A 24,859-nucleotide genomic window follows, 5' to 3' on the forward strand; every position below is an offset into this window, starting at 1 on the left:
ATGGCAAGAATAGTATCCATAAATATAAGTGAGAAAAAGGGTACTAAAAAAAGGCCCGTACCTGAGGCAAGGGTGGATGCGAATTTCGGACTCCTTGGAGATGCACATGCCAGCCCTTTATGGCACAGGCAGATTAGCCTTCTGGGAATTGAAAGCATTGAGAAGATGCGTAAAAAAGGTCTTGATGTTAAGCCCGGTGATTTTGCAGAAAACATAACCACGGAAGGAATAGACCTTCTCAGTCTTCCGCTTGGAACTAAACTCAGCATCGGTCAGGTGATTGCTGAGGTAAGTCAGATTGGAAAGGAATGTCACACAAGGTGTGCCATATTCAGACAGGCAGGAGACTGTGTCATGCCAGCGGAAGGTATCTTCGTTAAAGTTCTCAGGGGTGGTATTATAAGGATAGGCGACAGGATAGAGGTTCAAAATGATAAGGATAGGAATACTCACAATGAGTGACAGGGCTTCAAAGGGTGAAAGGATAGACGAGAGCGGTCAGGTTATAAGGGATATGGTAAAGGATATGGGAGAGGTTTTATTATACGAAATAATCCCTGATGAAAAGGAGATTATAAAGAAAAAACTAATGGAATTTTCAGAAAGGGTTGATCTGGTATTGACTACAGGCGGTACAGGCCTTTCACCAAGGGATGTTACACCCGAGGCAACAATTGAGGTAATAGAACGTGAGATACCTGGTATTTCAGAGGCCATGAGGTATGAGGGTCTTAAAAAGACTCCAATGGCAATGCTCTCAAGAGCAGTGGCGGGTGTGAGAGGTAACTGTTTAATAATAAATCTACCCGGAAATCCAAGGGCTGTAAAAGAAAATCTTGAAGTCATTCTTTCGGTAATTCCTCACGCCATAGAAAAGATAAAGGGCGATACATCTGAGTGTGCCTCACTTACCAAGGGGTAAACGGTTATGAAAGATGTTTCCCTTCCTCTTGCCTTTCTTGCAGGAGTGGTGTCCTTTTTGAGTCCCTGTGTGTTGCCACTGATACCCTCTTATATATCCTATATAACAGGTCTATCTTTCAAAGATCTTACAGAGTCTCCAGAAAGGGCGAGGATAAGAAAGGTGACACTTGTTAACTCCCTGGCTTTCGTAGCTGGCTTTACTGTTGTATTTGTCCTTCTTGGAGCCTCTTCAACAACGATTGGAAGATTATTCTTTCAGTACAGGGATGTGCTGAGTGTTGCGGGCGGGATACTCATAATAATATTTGGTCTCTTTGTAGCAGGTATTTTAAATCTCAATTTTCTTATGCGCGAAAGAAGGTTTGAACTTAAGGATAGACCAGCAGGACTGTTCGGTTCATTCTTTATAGGCATGACCTTTGGTGCCGGGTGGACACCGTGCATTGGACCTGTCCTTGGAAGTATCCTTATTTATGCCTCAACAAAGGATTCTGTACTTTATGGAATGGGACTACTCGGGGTATATTCAATAGGTCTAGGACTTCCCTTTGTAATTTCAGCCCTTGCAATAAATATCTTTCTAAGTTATATAAAGAAGATCCAAAGATATATGCGCTATGTAATGCTCTTGAGTGGATTGATACTTATAGCATTTGGAATAATGCTTATTACCGGTTCTCTTGGTTTAATTTCACAGTATATGCCTGATATAGGGATAAAACTCTAAGATGGCATTTCTCAAAACCTTTATTCCCGTATTTGTTGCAATAGACATCTTTGCTGTGCTCGGCGTATTTTTGAGTCTTACTGAAGGGATGTCAAAGGCGCAGAGAAATTCGGTAATAAGAAAATCAGTAATTACAGCTTTCTTCACTGGTATCACTTTTCTCTTCATTGGCAGGGCTATTTTTTCACTCCTTGGAATCACTGTAGATGATTTCAAGATTGCAGGTGGAATTCTTCTCCTCGTGATTGCTGTATCAGAAATAGTAAGACATAAGGAAAGAAGGCAACACTCTCCAGCTGCAGGGGTTGTTCCAATAGGTGTACCATTGATAGTTGGTCCAGCAGTTCTGACAACCCTTCTTATGCTTGTTGAACAATTTGGAATTTTTATGACAGTTTTATCTTTCGTAGTTAATCTCTTTATTGTGTGGCTATGTTTTACCTGGGCTGGCAGTATTGTGAGGTTTCTCGGCAAGGAGGGAATCCTTGCCTTTTCCAAGGTCATGGCACTCCTTCTTGGAGCAATAGCAGTTATGATGATAAGGATGGGAATCTTCAATCTACTGTCTCAAGCTTATCTTTTTTAACCTTTATTATGAGCCTTTTTATTTGACTCACCCTCTTTTTGCCTGATATACTTTAACTGTTACTGCAATCTGAAAAGGTATGGAACCCAAGAGGAGCTTATAAAATAATGAGTCTTGTAGGAAGGCTTGAAGATCTTGCCCTTTCTGATATATTCCAGATTCTGAGCATCGGTAAAAAAACAGGTACCCTTCTTATAAGAGGCAGAAATAAAAATGCCTTTGTTGTATTCAAAAATGGCCTTGTAGTACGAGCAGAATCCGATACCCTGGGTACAAATCTCGGCGAAGACCTAATGAAAGATGGTTTTGTGAGTCACTCAATCCTGAACCTCGCCCTTGAGACAAAGAGATTATTACCTGAAAAATCAATTGCAGATATTCTCTTTGACCTCGGTGCAGTAACCAGGGAGGTCCTTGACAGGGCTTCAAAAAAGAGGATAGAGAGAGTTGTCTTTGACCTTATGCAGTGGCAGGATGGAGACTTTGAGTTTGAACTTGATATCCTCAATCTTGATGCTGTTTCATCTTATATGGATACAGGATGGGAGGTCTCAAAAGGATTGAGCCCGGAGTATCTCCTTATGGAAGGTGCAAGGGTTTATGATGAGACACAGCACCAGGAGTTTATAAAAACGGAGGAGATATTCCCAACACAGGAATCAAAAGAAGATGAAGAGGAATGGTTTGGAAGGCCTCCTGAAGAAAGAAAGGATATTTCACAGCTGAGAGCTCTGAGTGTTGAATTGAGATTTCCAAGTTCTGCCTCTGAGATAACGCTTCTCATACTTAGATTTGCCAGTGATATATTCCAGAGAGGGGTTCTATTTATGGTGGATGATGAGGAGATACTAGGGCTCGGGCAGTTCGGTCTTGAGATTGAGGCAGCTGATGAGAAGATAAGGAAGGTAAGACTCAACTTTAAGGAGTCAGACTTTTTAAGAGGTATAATCAATCAGGCGGCTGTTTATAAGGGTCAGCTCCGTAGAGATAGTGTTACAGAGAGATTTATAAGTCTGATTGGTGGTGGTTGGCCAAAGGAGGTTGCCTTTTTCCCAATTATAGCTGAACAGAGAGTTGTTGCCATGCTTTACTGTGACAATGCACCTGGGAATGAACCCTTTGCCCATACAGAAGGTCTTGAGATCTTTATAAACCAGGCAGGTCTTGCCCTTGAAAAGGCGCTTCTTGAGAGACGACTCCGGCAGATTCAGGATAAGGATTGATTCAACTTCCTTTATCTGATAGAATTAACCATATGGAAAATATACTAATAGTTGAGGACTCAGAGACCACAAGATCTCTTATAAGGGCTGTTATTGAAGAAATAAAGGATTTCAATATTATTGAGGCAGGCTCTGGTTTTGAGGCACTCAAACTCCTTCCTCAGGAGAAATTCCACTTAATAATCACCGATATAAATATGCCTGACATTAACGGTCTTGAACTTATCAGATTTGTCAAGACAAACCCTTTATATAAGGATATACCACTGATAATAGTCACCACAGAAAGAGGAGAGGAAGACAGAAAGAAGGGAATGATCCTTGGTGCCTCTGCCTATATTACAAAACCTTTTAAAGCAGAGGATCTTAAGGAGGCTATAAAACAGGTACTCGGTTTATGAAAGCATCAAGAAGGGAATTCATATTAGAGGCAGAGGAACTGATAGAAGAGGCTGAAAGACTTGCCATAGAGATACAGGAAGGTCTCAATAAAGGTCTCAATCCCGATACGGTCAATGCCCTTTTCAGACAGATACACACCCTGAAGGGCCTATCAGGATTATTCCAGCTTAAATCGATATCAGATATGAGCCATGTCTTTGAATATCTTCTTGATGACCTGAGACTGGGAAGGATTGAACTTTCTGAAGAGCTAGTAGAGTTCATCCTCAGGAATATCGACATACTCAAATCACTCGTATCAAGGGTAGAAGAAGAAAACCTGCCCGATGTCTCCCGGTATGTAAGAGATATAGAGACTTTTAGAGCAGTCCATGTAACAAAACAGGAAGAGGTAAAACTTGAAGGCCTTATAGACAGTTCTATCCTGAGTGTCCTTTCTCAGTATGAGGAAAGCAGACTGAAGGTTAATATAAAGGAAGGCAAAGGTATTTATTACACGGATGTTGCCTTTCCACTGGCAAGCTTTGATAGAGAACTTAAACAGATTTCAGAAAAGATAAAGTCTTCAGGTGAACTAATAGCCACCATGCCGACCCAGACAGATCTTCCTCCTGATTCCATCGGATTCAGACTTCTTTTTGCTTCACCCCTTTCAAAGGAAGAACTTCTTAAGTATGGCATAGAGCCTCGGACGATACTGAATCCTGAAAAAAAGACCCCGGAGCTAAAACGAAAATCGGAAACAGGCCAGCCCTCGGACATGCGACCTGCCTCTGATGTTGCATCAAGCACTGTTAAGGTTGATATAAATAAACTCGACCTGATACTTAATACCATTGGAGAGATCAGCCTCCCCAGGGGTGCTATTAAAAGGGTTGCCGATGAATTGAAGGAGGCCTCCGGAATATCGTCTCTCGTTTTTGACCTTCATAAGATATCATCAAGCCTTGAAAAGAGGATCCATGAACTTCAGGATGAGGTCCTTGCAATAAGGATGGTTCCACTCAGCCAGCTTTTTAGTAAGGTCAATCAGCTCTTAAGGAGATATTCAAGAGAGGTGAATAAACCCGTCAGTGTTGAGATCTATGGAGAAGATACAGAGATAGACAAATCCATTTCCGACAATATCCTGGAACCCCTCATGCATCTTGTCAGAAATGCCATAGACCATGGAATAGAATCTTCTGATGAGAGAAAGGTAAAGGCAAAGTCAGAAACAGGTAAGATTACTTTCAGGGCCTATCAGAAAGGAAATCATGTAGTTATTGAGGTTTCTGATGATGGAAGAGGTATTGACCTTGAAAAGGTAAGGAAAAGGGCAATAGAAAGGGGTATTCTTTCAAGAGATAAGGAGGTGTCAAAAGAAGAACTCGTAGAACTCATATTCACACCCGGTTTCAGCACAAAGGAGACAGTAACAGAGATATCTGGCAGAGGGGTTGGAATGGATGTTGTGCGGCAAAAGATAGCATCTATAGGTGGTTTTGTTGAGGTTGATACATTCCCTGACAGGGGTACCACCTTCAGACTTACGATTCCAATTACCCTTGCTATAATCAAATCAATTATCGTAAGGGTTGGCAGGGAAAAATTTGCCTTTCCCCTTACATCTGTATCAGAGACCCTTCAGATCCGGGAGTCTGACATCCAGAGCATAGAAAGGATGGAGGCCTATAACCTCAGAGGGACGGTACTGCCACTTATAAGAATCTCACAGGCCCTGGGCATTGACCATGAGGTATCTGAATTTCATTATGTTGTGGTTGCTGGGACAGGAGAAAAAAAGGTCGGGCTCATAGTAGATGAACTAATAGGTCAGCAGGAGATAGTTATAAAGCCTCTAGGAAAGTATCTTGAAAATCTCAAATGGTATGCAGGTGCTGCAGAGGTGGGAAGACATGAGCTGATACTTGTGCTTGATGTGGATGCCTTTTTACAGGAAAGTGCACTTATGAAATTCACGTCAAAAGGAGCCTGAGCATGTATGAAGAATTTTATGGTTTCAACAAAAAACCCTTTTCAAAGACACCTGATCCCGAATTTCTTTATCTGAGCCGGACTCATGAAGAGGCCCTTGCAAGACTCCATTATGCAGTGGAGGAAAAGGAGATAGTGCTCCTTACAGGGGAGGTTGGTTCTGGAAAGACAACCATCACAAGGGCTCTTATGGATAATCTTGATGAATCAAAATACAAAGTGGTTCTTATCCTTAATCCAAGACTATCACCCCTTCAGTTTTTAAAGATAATATTAAAAAGATTTGAGGCAGAGCCCGTTCCCTCAAATCGTCAGGAACTTACAGAGCTCATATACGAAAGACTCTATCATTTTTATAATTCAGGTATTGTTCCTGTAATTATAATAGATGAGGCACAGCTTCTTAGTGATAGGCGGGTCTATGAGGAGATGAGGCTACTCAGTAATTTTCAGCTTGACAAAGAAAACCTCCTTTCACTCATACTTGTTGCTCAACCCGATATAAAGAAAAGGATCAGGAATAAGCTATATCTGCCGCTGAGACAGAGAATAGGTCTTTATTACCACATAGGACCATTAACAGAAGAAGAGGTAAAGGAATATATAAATTTCAGACTCCTGAAAGCCGGAAGAAGGGAGCCTCTCTTTACAGATGAGGCCATAAAAAGGATTTATCTTTACTCAGGTGGGATACCGAGGGTTATAAACAATATTGCAAATGCCTCCTTAATTGAGGGAATGGGAAGGGAGGCATTCATGATTGACCATGAGATAGTCGAGGCGGCTGCAAGAGAGCTTGAACTCATAGAAACTAATTCTGAAAGATTAGTAAAACATGCATTAAGGGAAAGATAAAATGGATATTGCAAAGATTAGAAAGAAATTAAAGGGTTTATCGGACGAACAAAAGGCTAAGGGTCAGGAACAGAAAGATTTACCGCAAGGAGAACTTTCATCAGGAGCTCAAAAGGAAGATATTTCATTTCAAAGACATGAGGTATCTCAGGCTGAAGAGAGAGAAAGGGCTGAACAGATACAAGAGACATCAATAGAAATGACAGTAGCTCCTGAGACCCGACCATCGGAATTAAGAGCTATAACACAAAAAACTCCTGATACTATTGAGTCTCCGGTCATGCCTGAAGAAGAGGTGCAGTCTTGGGAGGCCGAACCTGTTAATCTCCTCGTTTTTAAACTTGCAGGTGAGGAGTATGCCTTTATGCTTGAGGATGTAAAGGAGATTCTAAAGAAGCAGTTTATTACCCCTGTCCCTCTTGCACCCTATTCAGTTATAGGAATAACCTCATTAAGGGGTACAGTAATCCCTGTGATTGATCTGTCAATGAAACTTCTGGGAATACATTCAAGAAGAGAGAAGACAAGCCGAATACTTATTATGGAAGGAAAAGAAGGAACAGTGGGCTGTCTGGTAGATGCGATTGAAGGAGTCCTGAGGTCAAGGGATGACCAGAAGAAGGCTCTTCCCGAGAATATGACTGACAAGGAAAGGGCATTCATCGATGCTATCTTTGTTATTGATCATAGATTCATTACCCTTTTGAGGAAAGATGTCATAGAGATACCACTGATAGAAGCCAGGAGGCAAGGATGATAAAAAGAAGACTGGGCTATAAAATTATCCTCCCTGGAGTCATTATAACATTGATAGGTGTGGGGCTTTTCTCTCTCCTTATTTATTATTATATGAGTAAAAATATCTACAGTACATCAATGGAGAAGATCTCCACCACAGCCGAGCTCATAAAGAAAAACATAGAAAGAACAATGCTTGAAGGTAAGGGCGAGATTACATCAAGAATGATTGAGGATATGAAATCTCTAAAAGGAATTGAACAAATAGAGGTATTCAATCATGAGGGAAGAGAGGCTTTTCGTAGAGGTAGCCTTCCTGTTGAATATGAAGTGGTCAAGAAACTTGAGCCAAATAAGCTTCTCACTATGCAATTGAAGGACCGGATCATAACCTATGCACCCCTTGAGAATTTTCCCTCATGCCGGGCCTGCCATCCCGGAGAATTGAAGATACTGGGCGCTGTAAAGGTATCCCATTTGACATCAGGTGAAACTGCAAGATTAAAAAGATTTTTAATATTATTGTTAATTATAGGTTCAATTTCTACCTTTTCCCTTGCCACTGTTTTTTATCTCATTCTTTCAAGGGCTGTTCTGAGACCTATAAGACTTATTAAAAAGGCATCAGAGGAGATGGCACAGGGAAGGTTGACCTATGAAGTAGATATAAAAGGAGAGGATGAGATTGCCAGGTTAAGTCATTCTGTTAAAGAGGCGCTGAGAGCAATAAGTGTAATCTTGCTAAGGGTAAAGGAGGTTTCACGAAGGGTATCAAAGGTTGCAACAATGGTGGAGAAGGACTCAAAGAGGACCGTTGAAGGAACGCAGCTTGAGTCAGAGGCTATGCAGAATATCTCATCTTCTGTTGAAGAACTTAACTCAGCAATCTCAGAGATTGCAGAGGGTACTGATGGTCTTGCTGCCTCTACAGAGGAGACAGCGGCATCCATGGAGCAGATATCCACAAATATTAATCAGATAACAGAGGGAATGCACGAGTTATCACAGGCTGTTGAAGGAGCAGCCTCATCCCTTGAAGAACTTCTTGCTACAGTGAGGGAGATAGCGAGAAGCTCGGATGAGATGCTCAGGGCATCTGAGGACACAATGAGCACTGTCTCTGAGATATCTGCCTTCATAAAAGAGGTTGAATCCAGCACAAAGGAGTCAGCCCGGATCTCTGAACAGGTTGCTCAGGATGCCTCTACACTCGGTGTTTCTGCAATTGAAAAGACCATTGAAGGAATGGGTGTTATAAAATCCTCTGTTGAGAAGACAGCAGAGCATATAAACAGGCTTTCAACAAGGTCTGAGGATATAGGGAAGATACTTAATGTAATTGATGAGATTACCGAGCAGACCGCCCTCCTTGCACTCAATGCAGCGATCCTTGCAGCACAGGCAGGAGAGCATGGTAAGGGCTTTTCGGTTGTTGCTGACGAGATAAGGGATCTTGCCGAAAGAACCTCGTTCTCAACCCAGGAGATAGCTTCAATCGTAAATTCAGTAATTACAGAGATGAAGGATGCATACCGTGCAATGAGTGAGGGACTTGAGAGCGTTAATGAGGGCATAAAGCTTGCTGTTGATGCAAGGGAGACTTTTGAAAATATCCTTGAAAGCTCAAAGAAGTCTTCCGATATGGCTGCCTCCATAGAAAGGGCAACCTCTGAACAGACAAAGGCAATCAGACTTGTTGAGAATGCAATGGAGAGGGTTAGGTCAATGGCAGAGCAGATTGCTAAGGCGACCTCTGAACAGACAAAGGGAGCAATGATAATTATGAAATCAATAGAAAATATAAAAGACATATCCTTCAGGGTTACCAAGGCAACAGAGGAACAGTCTCAGAGCATGGAACAGATATCAAAGGCGGTAGAACTCATATCAGAAAAAAGTCAGCAGATATCAAAGGCTATAAATGAACAAAAGATTGGTTCAAGCCAGATAAGGAATTCTATACTCGGCATAAAAAATCTTCCCGAGGAAAACAGGTCTATTGCTCTCAGGATAGAGAGGACAGTAAAGGATCTGCTTAATGACACAGAATTAATATCAACAGAGCTTGAGAGATTTACACTAATGGATCTTTCTAAAGACATAGTATGGTTTGGTGTCGTTCCTCTTGAAGCACCCTCAGAGATGTACAGGAGATTTACAGGGCTTGCCAAGTATCTTGGTGGAGTGCTCGGTCAGTCTGTTGAACTCAGGGTGCCGGTGGATTTTGAGGCAGCAGTTCAGGAAATCGGAGAGGGCAAGGTTCTTATTGGATTTATGACACCCTCTACATATATAGAGGCACGTGAGAGATATGATGTCAGTGTAGTGGCAAAAGCGGTCAGGGATGGAAAACCCTTCTACCATTCAGTGATTATAACAAGGGCTGACAGTGGCATAAAGAGCCTTAAAGACCTGAGGGGTCGGTCCTTTGCCTTCGGAAGCCCTTATTCAACGTCAAGTCACATAGTGCCACGGTCAATGCTCAAGAATGCAGGTATAGAACTTAAAGATCTTTCAGAATACGTTTATCTGGGGCATCATGATGACGTAGCAAGGGCTGTTCTTAAAGGAGAATTTGATGCAGGCAGTGTTCTTGAGTCTACTGCCCAGAAATTCAGAAGCCAGGGACTTATAGTTATAGCTGTTTCTGATGATATACCTGAATTTAATATATGCATTCATAATTCACTGTATCCAAAAAAAGAGCTGCTCAGGAATGCTCTCCTTAAGCTTAATGAAACAGGCGATGGAAGGGAAATCCTAAGGCAGATAGATCCATCCTATACAGGCTTTACAGAGGCAGATGATTCAGATTATCAGGGAATAAAGATAATGATGAAAGACCTTGGTTTGTTGAGGCAGGTATGAAATACCTTATATTTACCTTAAAGGATGAGGAATTTGCAATAGAGATACCGAGGATCGTGGAGATCCTGAGACCTCAGAAGGTTTTTGAAATGCCGGAGCTTCCTGATTTCCTTCAGGGAGTTATAAATGTAAGGGGAATTATTATACCCGTAGTTGATATGAGAAAGAGACTCGGACTTCCTGTTTCTGAGAGGGCAATGATTGTTGTTGTTAATTTTGGTCATGACAGGCTGGGTCTTATTGTAGATGAGGTAAAGGAGATAATAGAGATAAATGATAGCGAGATATCCAGTTCACCCGAGCTTTTAAAAAATTTCAGGACTGGCTATCTTAAGGCTTTTGCAAAAAAGGGTGACCGTGTTATTATGCTTCTCAACCTTGAAACCCTTTTCACTTCTGAGGAGGTCTCAAGTATCAATAGAGTTTCAAAAAATATAGAACAGGGAGATTCTGCTTTCAATGAATCAGCTTGAACTTGATATAGAAAAAAAGAGGCTTTCTATAGAATCCCTTAGAAGAAAACCATCCCCGGAGGCAATGGAGTCCCTTATTGAGGCAATGAAGGATGAATCCTGGAGAATAAGGAAGACTGCCCTCGAGATACTGCTTGAAGATTATCAACCTGAAGAGTATGTGGAAAAACTTATAGGTCTACTATATCTTGGAGATAATGCCGGTGCAAGAAATACAGCTATAGAGGCTCTCACCAGACTTGGCAAAAAGGTAACGCCCTATCTTATAAGGGCCTTTGATACTGATGATAGAGATGTAAGGAAATTCATCATTGATATTCTTGGAAGTCTTGATGACAGAAGGGCAATACCACTCATGCTCAAGGCCCTAAGTGATGAGGATGATAATGTAAAGGTTACAGCAGTGGAGCATCTTGGTAGGGTGAAGGAGTCTTCTGTTACAGACGCCCTTATAGAGATACTCAAGAGTGATGATCTATGGACAGCCTATCCTGCTGCTGACGCGCTCGGAAGGATCGGAGATAGAAAGGCAATACCCTATCTTGTTGAGGCCCTTTCAAAAAAGACTCTTAGAGTGCCTGTTCTCAAATCCCTTTCCAGGTTTGCAGAACCATCAACACTGCCCTTTATTGCACCCCTTCTTAATGATCCTTCAAAGACTGTTCAGGAGGAGGCATTAAAGACAATTGTAAAATTTTATCACCGGGGAGTACAGCCAGAGTTCATTACAGATTGTTTAAAAAATTTTTTTGATGAAGATACATTAATTGATATATGCCTTAGGTATGCCTGGAGTAATAAGCACGAACTCAGAATTTCTGCAATTATGCTTCTGGGGCTTCTCAGGAATGAAAGAGCCCTTCAGCCCCTGCTCGAGATCTCCCAGGAAGAAGAATATGCAGAAGATGTAAAAAAGGCTCTAGTCTTCATGGCCAGGTCAAAACCCGAATGTCTTCTTCCACTTTTCGATCTTGAGAATGCCTATTACAGGAGATTTATTGCCACCATAGCTGGTGAGGTTGGCTCAGTAATTTACAGCCAGAAACTTATAGATTATCTTCATGATGAAGACGGTCATGTCAGGGCAATTGCGGCGAAGGCGCTTTCCATGATAGGTGAGCACGGGGCTGTTCCGTATATTAAAAGACTTTTAGAGGATCCATATGAAGATGTCCAGGAAGCAGCCTGTGAATCCCTTTCTGTATTGAGCGAGGCTGTTGACATACATGAGGTGCGTTCCTGGCTTGGTTCTTCTGACCCCAGGCTAAGAAGAAATGCAACAAGGCTTCTCGGACTTCTAAAAGTGAGTTCTGCTACACAGGAAATAGGCTTTGCACTCAAAGACAGCGATCCTTCTGTCAGAAGGGCTGCTGTTGAGGCCTTGAGGAGGATTGGCTCAGAGGAGGCAAAAAGGTATCTCAACACAGCACTTACTGATGAGATAAGGGATATAAGGGTTGCTGCTATATACAGTCTCGGTGATATCGGTGGAAAGGATGTTGTCGGGATAATGAGTTCCCTACTCCATGATAGAGATGACTTTATCAAGGTTGCAGCAATTAAGGTTCTGGGAAAGATTAAAGATCCTGCCTCGCTCAGTGACCTTATGGCAATGCTTAAGGAGCCAAATGGATTTGTGAGAACATCAGCGATTGAATCACTCAGTGTTTTTAAGATGCCCTCTGTCATGGAAGCAATAATTAATATGCTGGAAGATGAGGACAGGGAGATAAGGAGAACAGCTATAGAGGCACTTGCAGATTATGAACCGGGTCATGTTAAGATACTTCCATTTTTGAGGAGTGATGATTGGATTTTAAGAAGTTCTGCTGTAAAGGCCCTGAGGGCAGCAAAAGACCCTGCTATAATAGCTGAGCTTGAGGCCCTTCTTGACAGGGAAGAGGATGAATCAATAAAGAAAATGCTCATGGAGATACTGGATGTTAAAAGACCCTGAATCCTTTCCGTCCCATCCCAGAAAGGATGACATCTCCGAACTGCTTGAACCGAAGATTATTCCAATGTCTGATGAGACCTTCCGGCTTCTCAGAGATCTTATAAGAAATTACTGCGGTCTATACTTTGATGATTCTTCAAAATATCTTCTTGAGAGAAGACTTTCAAGAAGGGTTATGCTTCTCAATCTTAATGATTTCAGGGATTATTACCGATTTCTTCTTTATGATTCAAAAAAGGAAGAGGAGCTTTCAGCCATTATGGATATCCTTACAGTAAACGAGACCTATTTTTTCCGAGAGATGAATCTCCTGAAGGCATTCAGTGAAGAGATACTGCCAGAACTCAGAGAAAAGAATACGCGATCAAAAAAATTGAGGATATGGTCCGGTGGATGTTCCACCGGAGAAGAACCATATACAATAGCGATGCTAATACTTGAGGACGGAAGGTTTTTCGGCTGGGATATACAGATAACAGGCAGTGACATAAGTCAACGGGTGCTTCAGGTTGCAAGAAAGGGTGTATACGGAAAGAATTCCTTCAGACAGACAGACAGTTATTATATAAAAAAATATTTTAGGGAGGAGGGCGCTGGTCTTTGGAGGATAAAGGATTCAGTGAAGGAACTTGTAACCTTCAGTTATCTTAATCTTCTCGACCCCTTCAGGACAAGATTAATAGAGACCATGGACGTGATATTCTGCAGGAATGTTCTGATCTATTTTGATATGGAGTCAAGGAAAAAGGTAATAGATATGTTTTATAATAAACTCTGTCATGGAGGGTATTTATTGCTGGGGCATGCAGAGTCTCTGCTCAATATTTCCAGTTCTTTTGTCTTGAGGCATCTAAAGAATGATGTGGTCTATCAGAAGATTTTACCTGGTAATTTAAAACATGGTGAGGTTTTATAGATATGGACAGGATCAGGGTTCTTGTTGTGGATGATTCTGCCTTCAGCAGACAGACTATAAAGAAGATGCTTGAATCAGAGGAAGGTATTGAGGTAGTAGGTATTGCTACTGACGGAATCGATGCTATTGCCAAGACATTGAAGCTCAAACCAGATCTCATAACCCTTGACCTTGAGATGCCAGAGATGGACGGATTTGCTTTTTTAAGATATCTGATGAAGGAAAGACCCACACCTGTTATAGTTGTGAGCTCCTATTCAGACTCAAAGACAGTGTTTAGGGCACTTGAGACAGGAGCTGTTGATTTTATAGCAAAGCCCACACCCAGGGCCTCTCAGGAATTAAATAATATAAAGAATGACCTTATTCAGAAGGTAAGGTCAGTAAGACAGATGAGCCTTGAAAGACTGAAAAGAAATCTAAGCCTTCTCGAAAAGACTCACGGAGAGAGCGCCTCCATAGACGGATACAAAGGCTCAGAAAGGCAGAGCATAGAGGCTATAGGAATAGCCTCCTCAACAGGTGGTCCCCAGGCGCTTCAGCTCGTTCTGACAAAGATTCCCGAGGATTTCCAGCCACCTATACTCATAAGCCAGCACATGCCAAGAGGATTTACAGCCTCCCTGGCTGAGAGACTGAATAAACTTTCAAGGATTACAGTAAAAGAAGCAGAGCAGGGTGAAACCGTCAGAGAGTCTACCGCCTATATCTGTCCAGGTGGAAGACATATGATTTTAAAGAAAAGAGGAAATAATATTATAATAAACCTTGAAGATTCAACAAGGGAAGACAGATATATACCTTCGGCTGACAGGATGTTTTCATCTATTGCTGAGCATTACGGGTCTCACAGTATGGGAGTTATCATGACAGGTATGGGAAATGACGGGAAGAAGGGGCTTCTTGAGATCAAGTCAAAAGGTGGTTATACTATAGCTGAATCCGAGGAGACAGCAGTGGTATTTGGTATGCCTCAGGAAGCAATAAAGGCAGGAGCTGTAATAAGGGTACTTCCCCTTTATGAGATACCTTATGAGATAATAAGGCTGGCAGGTAGCAAGAGATAATATTCCCAATAGGAGATAGATATGGAGAAAGAACCTAATGCAGCAAAAAAGGCAGAAGAATTTATTCAGCTCTTTAAGAAAGGAGAAGAATTCACGAAAGAGCTCCTTAGGGAAAACGAGAGGCTTCGTTACAGGATAGCCCAGCTTGAAGAAGCCCTTGCGAGGTCGGGTGATGAGGCCAGGATAAAGCTCTATGAGGAAAGGATTGCCGCCCTCGAAGATGAGCTTAATTCCCTTAAGGAGCGATATGCCAGAGTTGAGGAGGAGAACAAGGATTTTGCCCAGAAATATCTTGAAGTGGAGCAGGAGAATAATAATCTGGCAAATCTTTATGTAGCAAGCTATCAGCTCCACTCTACTCTTGATTTCGATGAGGTCCTGAAGATTGTTCTTGAGATCATAATCAACCTTATAGGAGCCGAAAAGTTTGCCGTATTTCTCATAAATGAAAAAACCAATGACATTGAACCTGTAGCAGCAGAAGGTATAAGCCTCTATGAGCTGCCAAGATTCACCTTTGGTGAGGGAATAGTCGGGATGGTGGCAAAGAGCGGAGAAGGCTATTTTGCTCAGGATATGACAGGACAGAGGGAATTTAATCCCCATAAACCTATTGTATGCATTCCTCTTAAGATTAAAGAGCATGTGATAGGCATGATAGTAATTTACTCGCTTCTTGTCCAGAAAAAAGAATTTACCAGTATTGATTATGAGCTCTTTAATCTCCTAGCAGGACATGCTGCTACCGCAATATTTTCTTCAAAGTTATATACTCAGTCAGAAAGAAAACTCACCACAATTCAGAGTTTCCTTGAACTTTTAAAGGAAAAGCCGAGGAGGTAATTTATGCCCACTATACTGGTGGTTGAAGATTCACCAACTATGAGACAGCTTATAAGTTTTGCAATGAAGAGAATTCAGAACTCAAAGGTCATAGAGGCCACAGATGGTGTGGATGCCCTGAAAAAGCTTTCACAGGAGAAGGTTGACCTAATACTTGCCGATATAAATATGCCTGTTATGGATGGGTTGAAACTTCTTAGCCTTATCAGAAGTAATCCCTCCTACAAAGATATACCTGTCATTATGATCACAACAGAGGGTGCAGAGGAAGACAGAAAAAAAGCCCTTTCTATAGGTGCAAATGCCTATCTAACAAAACCGATTCAGACCCAGGAGCTCATAAAACTTGTCAATGAATTTATTAATAAATAAAAAAATTATTATTAACTATCTGCTCGAGATTCCCCCTGGGGGAAAAGAATAGTATTCTATCTAAGTGGAGGTTTTATGAGAAGATTGGTATATGTAATGATTGCTTTATTTTTAATTAACGCTGGCCACATTGTTAATGCCCAGATAGAATCAGGCTTTTCTATTGAGAGAATGGTAGTTGCTACAGGTATAGAGAACAGGGAGCCTGTTGATATCAGGGATACTTTCTCTGCAGCGACAGAAAAGGTCTATTGTTTTATTGAGGCGAGAAATATCAAAGAAGATACAAACATTACTGTTGTCTGGTCAAACAATGGTAAGGAGGTTTTAAGGACCTCTCTTCCCCTGAAAAAGGGTTCAAGGTGGAGAACCTATGCTGAAAAGAGACTGTATGGTATGAGGGGAGAATGGAAGGTTGATATTCTGGATAATGCCGGTAATTTTTTAAAAGCAGTAACATTTAAGGTGGAATAGCGTAAGATGGGAGAAGAAGTGAAAACCACTCCTCTAAAGGCAAAGATACTTCTTGTAGAGGATGACAAAGTTCAGGCTCAGTTTGTACGAGAATTCCTTGAAAAAAAGGGGTATGAGGTTTTATGGGCAGAAAATGGTGCTTCTGCGATCAAGATGGCTAAGACTGTGCCCATTGACCTCATACTCCTTGACCTCATACTTCCTGATATAAGCGGTTACGAGGTCTGCAGATGGTTAAGATTAAATCAGGACACGAGGGGGATTCCAATAATCATGCTCACTGTAAAGACAGGCATCACTGATAAAGTTGCGGGTCTCGAGGCTGGAGCTGACGATTATCTTCCCAAGCCCTTTGATGAGGCAGAACTCAATGCCAGGATATATGCTTCATTGAGAACAAAGGCACTTCAGGATGAACTTAAAGAAAGAAACAGACAGCTTGAGGATCTTCTGCACAGACTTGATATAATGGCCAAAACAGATTATCTTACAGAGATATATAACAGAAGACATTTTGAAAAGATACTAAAAAGAGAATTTGCAAGGGCATCAAGGTATAATCATTACCTTTCCTGTCTAATGTGTGATATTGACAATTTCAAGAGGATAAATGATACCTATGGACATGCGGCGGGTGATGCTGTTTTAAAAGAGGTTGCAAGACTTATCCATTCGTCCCTGAGAGAGAATGATGAAGTTGGCAGGTGGGGTGGAGAGGAATTTGTAATAATCCTGCCTGAGACTAAGAAGTCTGATGCAAAAAAAGTTGCTGAGCGGATTCTTAGGAATATAGCAGCCCGCAGGTTTCCGGGTCTTCCTGAAAACGAAAAGATAACTCTCAGTATAGGAATCGCCACAGCTTTTGAAGATACAAATATTGATAACTGGGAAAAACTGACAAAGGCCGCTGATGAGGCCCTCTATATGGCAAAAAGGAATGGCAGAAACAGAGTTGAATTATTCGGACCTTAAACTCTCTGCCCGTACCTTGCCCTTAACTGGCCGCAGGCAGCAAGGATGTCCTGACCTTTGGATTTTCTTATAAGTGCAGTAAAATGATTTTCTTTAAGTATCTTCTGAAATCTCAGAATCCTTTCCTCAGAAGGTCTTTTAAATCCCAGACCTTTTACAGGATTAAAGGGTATAAGATTGATTTTTGAGGGGATGCCCTGGAGGAGTTTAACGAGTCTTTTTGCATCTTCATCCCTGTCATTTATATCCTCAAGCAAAACATATTCAAAGGTTATGCGTCTCCTCGGTGGAAGCGGGACTTTCTTCAGGGTATCAAGAAGGGTTTTCAGTGGATATGCCCTGTTTACAGGCATGAGTCTTGACCTTGTTTCATCTGTTGTTGCATTAAGGGATATGGCAATATTCGGAGGATTCTGGGGGAATGCCTGATACAATTCCATTATCTTATGAGGGATCCCGCAGGTTGATACAGTTATCTTTCTTGGTGAAAAATGCATGAAGCTTGTTAATCTCCTTATCGACTCAACAGTATTCTCCAGGTTCAGAAGCGGTTCACCCATTCCCATAAATACTACATTTGTAATCTCAGGAAATTCTCTTTTCACGGTTATGACCTGATCAACTATCTCGTGTGCATAAAGATTTCTTCTGAAACCTATCTTTCCTGTAAGACAGAATACGCAGCCCATGGGACAGCCTACCTGAGATGAAATGCATAGTGTAAGTCTCTTTTCATCCGGAATGAGCACACTCTCGATGCTTTCTTTATCCTCAAGTTCAAGGAGATACTTTATTGTTCCATCCCTTGACACCATTTTTTCAATGATTGTGACATTACTGATAAAGGCTCTTTCTTTCAAAATCTTTCTCAATTCCTTTGAAAAGACTGTTATCTCATCTATATCTCTTGCAAGTTTTTCGTATATCCACTGGACCAGTTGCAAGGTCCTGTATGAGGGAAGTCCGAGCGACCTGATAAAGGAGTCTAATTCCTGGATATTTAATGATTTTAGATTGATCATTGCTGAAGTGTTTTTATTGTTATGAATGAGTGAAGGAGTTTTTATGTTCCCATCTGCCAGGAATGGAGATATCGTTCCTGTTCAGGTGTGAGCCTGTCTATTCTTATACCCATTGCCCTGAGTTTGAGTTCAGCAACCCTTCTGTCTATTTCTTCCGGCACCCTGTATACAGAGGGTTTAAGATGTCCCTTATTTTTTGCAAGATAGAGCACAGATAATGCCTGATTTGCAAAACTCATATCCATGACAGAAGATGGATGTCCTTCTGCTGCTGCAAGATTTATCAATCTTCCTTCACCAAGAAGATAGATCCTTTTGCCATTTTTTAATGTGAATTCCTCAACAAAATCCCTTATAATCCTTCTCTTTACACTTAGTTTTTTCAGTTTCTCTATATCTATCTCTACATTAAAATGGCCTGAATTTGCAACTATGGCACCGTCCTTCATGAGTCTGAAGGATTTCTCTGAAATTACATTTATATCACCCGTGACCGTAACAAAGATGTCTCCAATCATTGAAGCGTCATCAATGGGCATGACTTCAAATCCATCCATCAATGCCTCAAGGGCCTTCAAAGGATCAATCTCCGTAACAATCACCCTTGCACCCATACCCTTAGCCCCCACAGCAACTCCCTTACCGCACCATCCATAACCGCACACGACAAAGACAGAACCGGCAATAAGTCTGTTTGTTGCCCTGAGGATGCCATCTATTGTGCTCTGTCCTGTTCCATAGCGATTGTCAAAGAGGTGCTTTGTATGGGCATCATTTACAGCTATAATGGGATAGGCAAGTTTTCTATCCTCTGCCATTGCCCTTAGCCTGATAACACCGGTAGTTGTTTCCTCTGTTCCGCCGATAATATCCCTGAGCAAATCCCTTCTTTCCTTATGAATGGTGCTCACGAGATCTGCTCCATCATCAAGGGTGATATGCGGTTTTATAGACAGAGCTGACCTGATGTGAGTATAGTAGGTCTTTTTATCCTCTCCTTTAATCGCAAAAACAGGAATTTTGTGATACTTAACCATTGCGGCAGCCACATCATCCTGTGTACTCAGTGGATTTGATGCACAGAGGCTGAGCTCCGCACCTCCAGCCTTGAGTGTATCCATAAGATTTGCTGTCTCTGTAGTTACATGAAGGCAGGCAGCAATCCTGAGACCCTTAAGGGGTTTCCTTTTTTTGAATTCTTCCTTGATGCTCCTAAGCACTGGCATCTCCATGGATGCCCACTCTATCCTTAGCATTCCCTTTTTTGCCAGGCTTATATCTTTTATGTCTGATTTTATATCTGCCATTTGATTATCCTTTCTTCAAGACCTCTACCATGTCTGTCTTTTCCCATGTGAAGGAGTCATCATTTCTTCCAAAATGTCCGTAGGCAGCGGTCTTTTTATAAATTGGTCTTCTCAGGTTCAGTTTTTCAATTATGCCCTTAGGAGTCATATCAAAATGTTTTCTGATAAGCTCTATGATCTCCTTCGGAGGAATCTTTCCTGTGCCGAAGGTGTTCACATGTATTGATACAGGTTCAGGAACTCCAATTGCATAGGCTATCTGTATCTCAATCCTGTCAGCAATGCCTGCTGCAACAATATTCTTTGCAATGTATCTTGCCATGTAGCTTCCGGAGCGGTCAACCTTAGTGGGATCCTTACCTGAAAAGCATCCACCTCCATGATGGCCCACTCCTCCATAGGTATCCACTATGATCTTTCTTCCCGTAAGTCCTGTATCACCCATAGGACCACCCACAACGAATCTACCCGTTGGATTTATGAAGTACCTAACATTTTCTTCATCAAGCAGATGGGGAGGAATGACCGGTTTTATAACTTTTTCTATGATGTCTTCTCTTATCTCCTTCAAAGTGACATCAGGACTGTGCTGGGCTGATACCACTATAGTATCAACCCTTGCCGGAACACCATCCTTATATTCAATTGTTACCTGTGTCTTTCCATCTGGCCTGAGATAACCCAGTATATCCTTTTTCCTCACCTCAGCAAGCCTCATGGCAAGTTTATGAGCAAGCATGATGGGCATGGGCATGAGCTCGGGTGTTTCATTGCAGGCAAAACCAAACATCAATCCCTGATCTCCTGCTCCTCCTGTATCGACACCCATGGCAATATCAGGAGACTGTCTATCAATGGCAGTAATTACGGCACAGGTTTCGTAGTCAAAACCATACTTTGCTCTTGTATAGCCTATTTCCTTGACGGTTTCTCTAACAATATCAGGTATATGGGCATAACCACTGGTAGTGATTTCTCCGGCAACAAAGGCAAGACCTGTTGTAACGAGTGTCTCACAGGCAACTCTGGCATAAGGGTCCTGCTCAAGGAGTGCATCAAGCACGGCATCAGATATCTGATCTGCAACTTTATCAGGATGTCCTTCTGTTACTGACTCTGATGTAAAAAAATAATCTCCTTTCATCCAAACCTCCCTTCACCGGTTTTTTCAAAAATCTATTATACCTTAAAAAGCTTTAATATAAAAATAGATCAGAATTTTTCCGACATAAGTGGCAGTTGAGAGTTAATTCAAGAGTTATAATGGTTTTTGCTTAACTTACAGCGAAAAACAAAGATTCCGGTATGTTAAAATTATTTATGCAATACATACAGCTCTTTCTAACCTTTCAGTGCAATCAGTCCTGTGATTTCTGTTTTAACAGGGGTATAGATAGTGCTGACTCTATGACTTTAGAGGATTTCAGAAAAATCGTCTCTATACTGAAAATGAATGGAATAAGGGAGCTTGATATTCTCGGTGGTGAACCCCTGATGCACAGAGATATAATTTCTGTTCTTGAGATTGCGTCGGATAATTTTGATTCTATTTTTATCAGTACAAATGGATCAGACATTGAATTTATTAAAAGGCTCAAGCAACTATTTCCAAGAATAAATATTGGAATCTCTTTAAATGCTGAGCCCGAAGCGGCACTGAAAGAATTCATCTTTGACAGCAGGCCCATTATAAAATCCCTGGCCAAGAGGAACTATATCATACCGCCCTGGGCTAAGAATTTTATGAAAAATAGGATACCTTATTACATAATCTTCCGGGATGTTCTATACAGGAATGAGCTTTGCGAAAGTATGCCCTTTTATGACTTCCTCAATAAGGTTGAAAATCTGAGGCATATGTACCCAGAACTTAGACCTGTTTATTGCAGTGCTTTTATATCAGAAGATCATTCCGCCTGGCGATGTCCTGCCGGTTCAACAAAATTATCAATAATGCCAGATGGCTCTGTATTTCCCTGTTATCTTTTTTTCAGGTTTCCCGAATTCAGGCTCGGCAATATATTTGAGTCTGAATTAAATGTTATTATTCTTAAACCCCTTCTACACTTACTCAGACAGCGGGCAAATAATTGTAATATTCCAACCTGTGATATCAGAGGCAGGTGTAAAGGGGGCTGTCCTGCTGTTAGTTATGCTATATGCGGAGACCTGAATTCTCCTGATCCAAGATGCATTCTCAATGTCAGAGATCATTGAGATAGACGGTGCCTTTGGAGAGGGAGGTGGTCAGATATTAAGAACATCCTTGAGTCTTTCCTGCCTTCTTAAAAAACCGCTTAGGATTTTCAATATAAGAAAAGGTAGAAAAAAGCCAGGGTTAATGCCCCAGCATCTTACTTCAGTAAGGATTATGCAATTAATATCAGCCGCAGTTGTCAGAGGTGATGAGATAGGCTCTACAGAACTTTATTTTGAACCCCGGGAAATTAAAACAGGAGAGTTTTTTTATGATATAGGAACAGCAGGGTCAACAATGCTTGTACTGCAGACAGTTCTCCCACCTCTTATTTTTTCAGAAAAAAAGAGCCTTGTCGTACTCAGAGGCGGAACGCATGTTCCCATGAGTCCCTGTTACGATTATATAAAGAGAATATTCTGTAAATTTCTTGAAAAGGTTGGAATAACCTTAAACCTATCGTTGGAGCAATATGGATTTTACCCGAGAGGTGGTGGACTTATAAGGGCAGAGACAGAGCCAGCAAAAGAGATTAAACCGTTAAATATTCTTGAGCCAGGTCGTCTTCTGAAGATTGAAGGAATTTCTGGTGTAGCAAACCTTCCTTTATCGATAGCTGAAAGACAGAAAGATTCCTTACTGAAAAATGCTTCAAACCTTTCAATAAAGATGCAGATTAAAAGCCTTGCCGTTAGATCACCTGGCCCAGGCACCTTTCTGTTTATAGAGGCTTTTTATGAAAATTCAGTTGCAGGTTTTTCAAGTCTCGGCGAAAAAGGTAAAAAGGCTGAATCTGTTGGTGAAGAGGCTTGGAAACAATTTTTAAGACACTTAAAAACAGGCTGCGCACTCGATCCTCATATAAGTGACCAGATAGTTCTTTACCTGAGCCTTATAGACAAGTTATCAGAATTTTCAACCTCTGAGATAACGAGTCATCTCCTTACAAATCTCTGGGTTTTAAAGCAATTTCTTCAAATTCATTATTCAGTTGAAGGTGCTGAAGGTCAACCTGGTATTGTTAGATTGAAAGGAGAGAAAGAATGGCGGAGCACTTAAGCTCCGCCATTCTGATCAACCTCCGACATAGCCAGGTGAAAAATCTTCAGCTTTCTCTCTTAATGGAACTGATGCAGTGGTTTCAGCTTCCCTGTGGTATCCGCTAAAATCAAAGGGACAAACCTTTGTAAATATCTCCTTCTTCCATTCAATTGTGTTTATAATATCATCCAGATGCCTTATAACTGGCCTAAACCTTTCCTTTAACTCTGGACCGAGCCTTTCTACATGATCTATTATCTCACTTAACTTTCCTTTCATGCCATCAAGTTCACCATAAAGTTCTTCACAGATACTTCTGTAATCTATGTTTCTTGCTTTTACCATTATGGCCTCCTTTCTGTTAAAGGGTTAATAATTTCAGTCCTAAATAGGACTGATTTACTCCTCTTTATATTTTAAGAATAGCACTATTTTTAGTGTCTGTCAAATTGAAAGTTTTTATAAATCCTATCAACTGATTAAATGAATACCTTATCCCTTTCAATTTGAATTTACTGACTTTTGAGGTTTTTGTGCAAAATTATAAAAAGGTGTTTACTTTTTATGCCTTTCAGTTTTATCTTAAATTATGAAAATAGTAGCTGAAAATAAAAAGGCTTATCATGATTATTATATTGAGGAGACCCTTGAGGCAGGTCTCGTGCTTCTTGGAACAGAGGTTAAGGCACTAAGAGAGGGAAGGGCAAATCTTAAAGATAGTTATGTTATAATAAAAAATAATGAGGCCTTTCTCCTTAACTGTCATATCGGGCCTTACAGTCATGGTAACATAACAAACCATGAGCCTTTAAGAACCAGAAAACTCCTTTTACACAGAAGGGAAATTGAAAGGCTGAGGGGAAAGAGCCAGCAGAGAGGTTATACAATAATACCTCTCAAAATTTATTTTAAGAATAACAGGGCTAAGGTCGAAATAGGTCTTGCCAGGGGTAAAAGGCTCTTTGAAAAACGTGAAGCAATTAAAGAAAGAGAGGCTAAACGAGAGATAGCGAGAGCTATGGCTACAGGAAAATCAAAAATTTGAATGCAAAAGATATTATCTCCTTGATTCGAACTTTCTTGTATGTTCTTTATTAAAAGGGGGCGAATGGATTCGACAGGGGTTATCGAAGCTCAGAGCGCATGCCGTGGCCCCATCACCACGTAAAAAGATGGGAAAAAAACAGACGCCAACAACGAACTGGCACTCGCTGCTTAATTAAAAGCAGCACATCACCCAGAGATTGCCTGTGTCTCTGGAGTGATGCCGGCGAGCAGGCTGGCCAGATCCGAGAATCCCGTGGGATCTGGTGAGATTTACGGGATGTAGGCCAGAGGTGCCTGCCTGCAGGCAAACCCCTCAGCCGAAGTTTAATATGCAGGCTAAGCATGTAGATGCCTGAGTGTAGGACTTCTGGACGCGGGTTCGATTCCCGCCGCCTCCACCATCCGTAAATCCACAGAAGTCCGTTATAGTACTCTTGTTTTATTTTTTAAGTGAGCTATATATAGATTGATCCACATCTGTACAAAAAAGTCACCCTTAATCCTCTATGAGATCCGGAGAGTTAAGGTTTGCCAGATGGAGTGAGTGGACATGCCCGCGTAACGCATGAAGGCAGGGGTATTACTCTTAAGACACACTCTTGAGATACCAATATTGCTCGACGAGCAGTTGTTATATGGCAAACAAGGTGTGTCCATCTTATAAGTCTTCCGTGGAGCTCTATGCTTATTATATTGAGGATATCATAGAAAAATTCAACCGGTTTTCTGAAGAGATTTATGGGATAATTTTTTTGCTAAAAGATTAGTTTTTAAAAGCCTTAAAGAAGTGTCCAGAAATCTCTATTTATTGAGTTTCTGTATATTCTTATGGCATACTAAAATTTAAGGATTTTCAGATTTTCTTTGTTCT

25 protein-coding genes and 1 other RNA gene are annotated in these 24,859 nt (G+C 41.2%); 22 read left to right on the forward strand and 4 right to left on the reverse strand.

Annotation, left to right across the window (positions count from 1 at the left end; genetic code table 11):
• The 18 genes from N2257_02525 (at window position 1) to N2257_02610 (ending at window position 17,374) form a co-directional block, all read left to right on the forward strand.
• Window positions 1–462 carry an MOSC domain-containing protein gene (locus N2257_02525; GenBank protein ID MCX7793271.1) on the forward strand — a complete coding sequence of 154 codons (462 nt, stop codon included), beginning with the start codon at window positions 1–3 and terminating at the stop codon, window positions 460–462.
• Window positions 431–922 (forward strand): MogA/MoaB family molybdenum cofactor biosynthesis protein, encoded by a 492-nt coding sequence (locus N2257_02530; GenBank protein MCX7793272.1) that lies wholly within the window; start codon window positions 431–433, stop codon window positions 920–922. Before N2257_02525 ends, N2257_02530 begins: the two co-directional genes overlap by 32 nt.
• Window positions 923–928: 6 nt before the next feature.
• Entirely contained in the window at window positions 929–1,651 is a 723-nt protein-coding gene (locus tag N2257_02535; GenBank protein MCX7793273.1) for a cytochrome c biogenesis protein CcdA, read from the forward strand.
• 1 nt (window position 1,652) lies between these two features.
• Window positions 1,653–2,237 (forward strand): MarC family protein, encoded by a 585-nt coding sequence (locus tag N2257_02540; GenBank protein MCX7793274.1) that lies wholly within the window; start codon window positions 1,653–1,655, stop codon window positions 2,235–2,237.
• A gap of 107 nt (window positions 2,238–2,344) precedes the next feature.
• Entirely contained in the window at window positions 2,345–3,460 is a 1,116-nt protein-coding gene (locus N2257_02545; GenBank protein MCX7793275.1) for a DUF4388 domain-containing protein, read from the forward strand.
• Between the two features lie 32 nt (window positions 3,461–3,492).
• On the forward strand, window positions 3,493–3,861 hold the full coding sequence (locus tag N2257_02550) for a response regulator (GenBank protein MCX7793276.1): 369 nt from the start codon (window positions 3,493–3,495) through the stop codon (window positions 3,859–3,861).
• Window positions 3,858–5,840 carry a chemotaxis protein CheA gene (locus tag N2257_02555; GenBank protein ID MCX7793277.1) on the forward strand — a complete coding sequence of 661 codons (1,983 nt, stop codon included), beginning with the start codon at window positions 3,858–3,860 and terminating at the stop codon, window positions 5,838–5,840. Before N2257_02550 ends, N2257_02555 begins: the two co-directional genes overlap by 4 nt.
• A gap of 2 nt (window positions 5,841–5,842) precedes the next feature.
• Window positions 5,843–6,694, forward strand: a complete 852-nt coding sequence (locus N2257_02560) for an AAA family ATPase (protein MCX7793278.1) — start codon at window positions 5,843–5,845, stop codon at window positions 6,692–6,694.
• Between the two features lies 1 nt (window position 6,695).
• A complete protein-coding gene (locus N2257_02565) occupies window positions 6,696–7,451 on the forward strand; it encodes a chemotaxis protein CheW (protein ID MCX7793279.1) in 756 nt (251 codons plus the stop codon).
• Window positions 7,448–10,300 carry a phosphate/phosphite/phosphonate ABC transporter substrate-binding protein gene (phnD, locus tag N2257_02570; protein MCX7793280.1) on the forward strand — a complete coding sequence of 951 codons (2,853 nt, stop codon included), beginning with the start codon at window positions 7,448–7,450 and terminating at the stop codon, window positions 10,298–10,300. The genes N2257_02565 and phnD overlap by 4 nt, the downstream gene beginning before the upstream one ends.
• Window positions 10,297–10,773, forward strand: a complete 477-nt coding sequence (locus N2257_02575; GenBank protein MCX7793281.1) for a chemotaxis protein CheW — start codon at window positions 10,297–10,299, stop codon at window positions 10,771–10,773. Before phnD ends, N2257_02575 begins: the two co-directional genes overlap by 4 nt.
• Window positions 10,760–12,730 carry a HEAT repeat domain-containing protein gene (locus N2257_02580; protein MCX7793282.1) on the forward strand — a complete coding sequence of 657 codons (1,971 nt, stop codon included), beginning with the start codon at window positions 10,760–10,762 and terminating at the stop codon, window positions 12,728–12,730. The genes N2257_02575 and N2257_02580 overlap by 14 nt, the downstream gene beginning before the upstream one ends.
• Window positions 12,714–13,646 carry a protein-glutamate O-methyltransferase CheR gene (locus N2257_02585; protein MCX7793283.1) on the forward strand — a complete coding sequence of 311 codons (933 nt, stop codon included), beginning with the start codon at window positions 12,714–12,716 and terminating at the stop codon, window positions 13,644–13,646. The genes N2257_02580 and N2257_02585 overlap by 17 nt, the downstream gene beginning before the upstream one ends.
• A gap of 2 nt (window positions 13,647–13,648) precedes the next feature.
• Window positions 13,649–14,713 (forward strand): chemotaxis response regulator protein-glutamate methylesterase, encoded by a 1,065-nt coding sequence (locus N2257_02590; protein ID MCX7793284.1) that lies wholly within the window; start codon window positions 13,649–13,651, stop codon window positions 14,711–14,713.
• Between the two features lie 21 nt (window positions 14,714–14,734).
• Entirely contained in the window at window positions 14,735–15,556 is an 822-nt protein-coding gene (locus N2257_02595; protein MCX7793285.1) for a GAF domain-containing protein, read from the forward strand.
• A gap of 3 nt (window positions 15,557–15,559) precedes the next feature.
• Window positions 15,560–15,928, forward strand: a complete 369-nt coding sequence (locus N2257_02600) for a response regulator (GenBank protein MCX7793286.1) — start codon at window positions 15,560–15,562, stop codon at window positions 15,926–15,928.
• 75 nt (window positions 15,929–16,003) lie between these two features.
• Window positions 16,004–16,402, forward strand: coding sequence for a DUF2914 domain-containing protein (locus N2257_02605; GenBank protein MCX7793287.1), 399 nt, complete (start codon window positions 16,004–16,006; stop codon window positions 16,400–16,402).
• Window positions 16,403–16,408: 6 nt separating this feature from the next.
• Window positions 16,409–17,374, forward strand: a complete 966-nt coding sequence (locus N2257_02610; GenBank protein MCX7793288.1) for a diguanylate cyclase — start codon at window positions 16,409–16,411, stop codon at window positions 17,372–17,374.
• Here the strand turns inward: N2257_02610 and rlmN are convergent.
• Genes rlmN through metK form a run of 3 tightly spaced genes read right to left on the reverse strand, consistent with a single transcriptional unit; the run spans window position 17,371 to window position 20,847 of the window.
• Window positions 17,371–18,396, reverse strand: coding sequence for a 23S rRNA (adenine(2503)-C(2))-methyltransferase RlmN (gene rlmN / locus N2257_02615; GenBank protein MCX7793289.1), 1,026 nt, complete (start codon window positions 18,394–18,396; stop codon window positions 17,371–17,373). The two genes, N2257_02610 and rlmN, sit on opposite strands and share 4 nt — an antisense overlap.
• A gap of 41 nt (window positions 18,397–18,437) precedes the next feature.
• A complete protein-coding gene (ahcY, locus tag N2257_02620; GenBank protein ID MCX7793290.1) occupies window positions 18,438–19,703 on the reverse strand; it encodes an adenosylhomocysteinase in 1,266 nt (421 codons plus the stop codon).
• Between the two features lie 4 nt (window positions 19,704–19,707).
• Window positions 19,708–20,847, reverse strand: coding sequence for a methionine adenosyltransferase (gene metK, locus N2257_02625; GenBank protein ID MCX7793291.1), 1,140 nt, complete (start codon window positions 20,845–20,847; stop codon window positions 19,708–19,710).
• Between the two features lie 176 nt (window positions 20,848–21,023).
• Between metK and N2257_02630 the strand changes: the two genes are divergently transcribed.
• Together N2257_02630 and rtcA are read left to right on the forward strand one after the other, a co-directional pair.
• Window positions 21,024–21,920: a radical SAM protein gene (locus N2257_02630; GenBank protein MCX7793292.1), complete on the forward strand. Its 897-nt coding sequence runs from the start codon at window positions 21,024–21,026 to the stop codon at window positions 21,918–21,920.
• Window positions 21,904–22,959: an RNA 3'-terminal phosphate cyclase gene (gene rtcA / locus N2257_02635; protein ID MCX7793293.1), complete on the forward strand. Its 1,056-nt coding sequence runs from the start codon at window positions 21,904–21,906 to the stop codon at window positions 22,957–22,959. The genes N2257_02630 and rtcA overlap by 17 nt, the downstream gene beginning before the upstream one ends.
• Before the next feature lie 15 nt (window positions 22,960–22,974).
• Here rtcA and N2257_02640 read toward each other — a convergent pair whose 3' ends face one another.
• Window positions 22,975–23,286, reverse strand: a complete 312-nt coding sequence (locus tag N2257_02640; protein ID MCX7793294.1) for a hypothetical protein — start codon at window positions 23,284–23,286, stop codon at window positions 22,975–22,977.
• A gap of 244 nt (window positions 23,287–23,530) precedes the next feature.
• On the opposite strand from N2257_02640, the gene smpB reads away from it, so the two are divergent.
• A complete protein-coding gene (gene smpB / locus N2257_02645; GenBank protein MCX7793295.1) occupies window positions 23,531–23,986 on the forward strand; it encodes an SsrA-binding protein SmpB in 456 nt (151 codons plus the stop codon).
• A gap of 55 nt (window positions 23,987–24,041) precedes the next feature.
• Window positions 24,042–24,389: a transfer-messenger RNA gene (ssrA, locus tag N2257_02650) on the forward strand.
• Window positions 24,390–24,859: the final 470 nt, after the last annotated feature.

The organism is Thermodesulfovibrionales bacterium, from assembly GCA_026417875.1.
Lineage (GTDB): Bacteria > Nitrospirota > Thermodesulfovibrionia > Thermodesulfovibrionales > CALJEL01 > CALJEL01.

Coding starts and splice junctions, on each gene's coding strand:
- N2257_02525 (MCX7793271.1), top strand. CDS start 1: ATGGCAAGAATAGTATCCATAAATATAAGTGAGAAAAAGGGTACTAAA.
- N2257_02530 (MCX7793272.1), top strand. CDS start 431: ATGATAAGGATAGGAATACTCACAATGAGTGACAGGGCTTCAAAGGGT.
- N2257_02535 (MCX7793273.1), top strand. CDS start 929: ATGAAAGATGTTTCCCTTCCTCTTGCCTTTCTTGCAGGAGTGGTGTCC.
- N2257_02540 (MCX7793274.1), top strand. CDS start 1,653: ATGGCATTTCTCAAAACCTTTATTCCCGTATTTGTTGCAATAGACATC.
- N2257_02545 (MCX7793275.1), top strand. CDS start 2,345: ATGAGTCTTGTAGGAAGGCTTGAAGATCTTGCCCTTTCTGATATATTC.
- N2257_02550 (MCX7793276.1), top strand. CDS start 3,493: ATGGAAAATATACTAATAGTTGAGGACTCAGAGACCACAAGATCTCTT.
- N2257_02555 (MCX7793277.1), top strand. CDS start 3,858: ATGAAAGCATCAAGAAGGGAATTCATATTAGAGGCAGAGGAACTGATA.
- N2257_02560 (MCX7793278.1), top strand. CDS start 5,843: ATGTATGAAGAATTTTATGGTTTCAACAAAAAACCCTTTTCAAAGACA.
- N2257_02565 (MCX7793279.1), top strand. CDS start 6,696: ATGGATATTGCAAAGATTAGAAAGAAATTAAAGGGTTTATCGGACGAA.
- phnD (MCX7793280.1), top strand. CDS start 7,448: ATGATAAAAAGAAGACTGGGCTATAAAATTATCCTCCCTGGAGTCATT.
- N2257_02575 (MCX7793281.1), top strand. CDS start 10,297: ATGAAATACCTTATATTTACCTTAAAGGATGAGGAATTTGCAATAGAG.
- N2257_02580 (MCX7793282.1), top strand. CDS start 10,760: ATGAATCAGCTTGAACTTGATATAGAAAAAAAGAGGCTTTCTATAGAA.
- N2257_02585 (MCX7793283.1), top strand. CDS start 12,714: ATGTTAAAAGACCCTGAATCCTTTCCGTCCCATCCCAGAAAGGATGAC.
- N2257_02590 (MCX7793284.1), top strand. CDS start 13,649: ATGGACAGGATCAGGGTTCTTGTTGTGGATGATTCTGCCTTCAGCAGA.
- N2257_02595 (MCX7793285.1), top strand. CDS start 14,735: ATGGAGAAAGAACCTAATGCAGCAAAAAAGGCAGAAGAATTTATTCAG.
- N2257_02600 (MCX7793286.1), top strand. CDS start 15,560: ATGCCCACTATACTGGTGGTTGAAGATTCACCAACTATGAGACAGCTT.
- N2257_02605 (MCX7793287.1), top strand. CDS start 16,004: ATGAGAAGATTGGTATATGTAATGATTGCTTTATTTTTAATTAACGCT.
- N2257_02610 (MCX7793288.1), top strand. CDS start 16,409: ATGGGAGAAGAAGTGAAAACCACTCCTCTAAAGGCAAAGATACTTCTT.
- rlmN (MCX7793289.1), bottom strand. CDS start 18,396: ATGATCAATCTAAAATCATTAAATATCCAGGAATTAGACTCCTTTATC.
- ahcY (MCX7793290.1), bottom strand. CDS start 19,703: ATGGCAGATATAAAATCAGACATAAAAGATATAAGCCTGGCAAAAAAG.
- metK (MCX7793291.1), bottom strand. CDS start 20,847: ATGAAAGGAGATTATTTTTTTACATCAGAGTCAGTAACAGAAGGACAT.
- N2257_02630 (MCX7793292.1), top strand. CDS start 21,024: ATGCAATACATACAGCTCTTTCTAACCTTTCAGTGCAATCAGTCCTGT.
- rtcA (MCX7793293.1), top strand. CDS start 21,904: ATGTCAGAGATCATTGAGATAGACGGTGCCTTTGGAGAGGGAGGTGGT.
- N2257_02640 (MCX7793294.1), bottom strand. CDS start 23,286: ATGGTAAAAGCAAGAAACATAGATTACAGAAGTATCTGTGAAGAACTT.
- smpB (MCX7793295.1), top strand. CDS start 23,531: ATGAAAATAGTAGCTGAAAATAAAAAGGCTTATCATGATTATTATATT.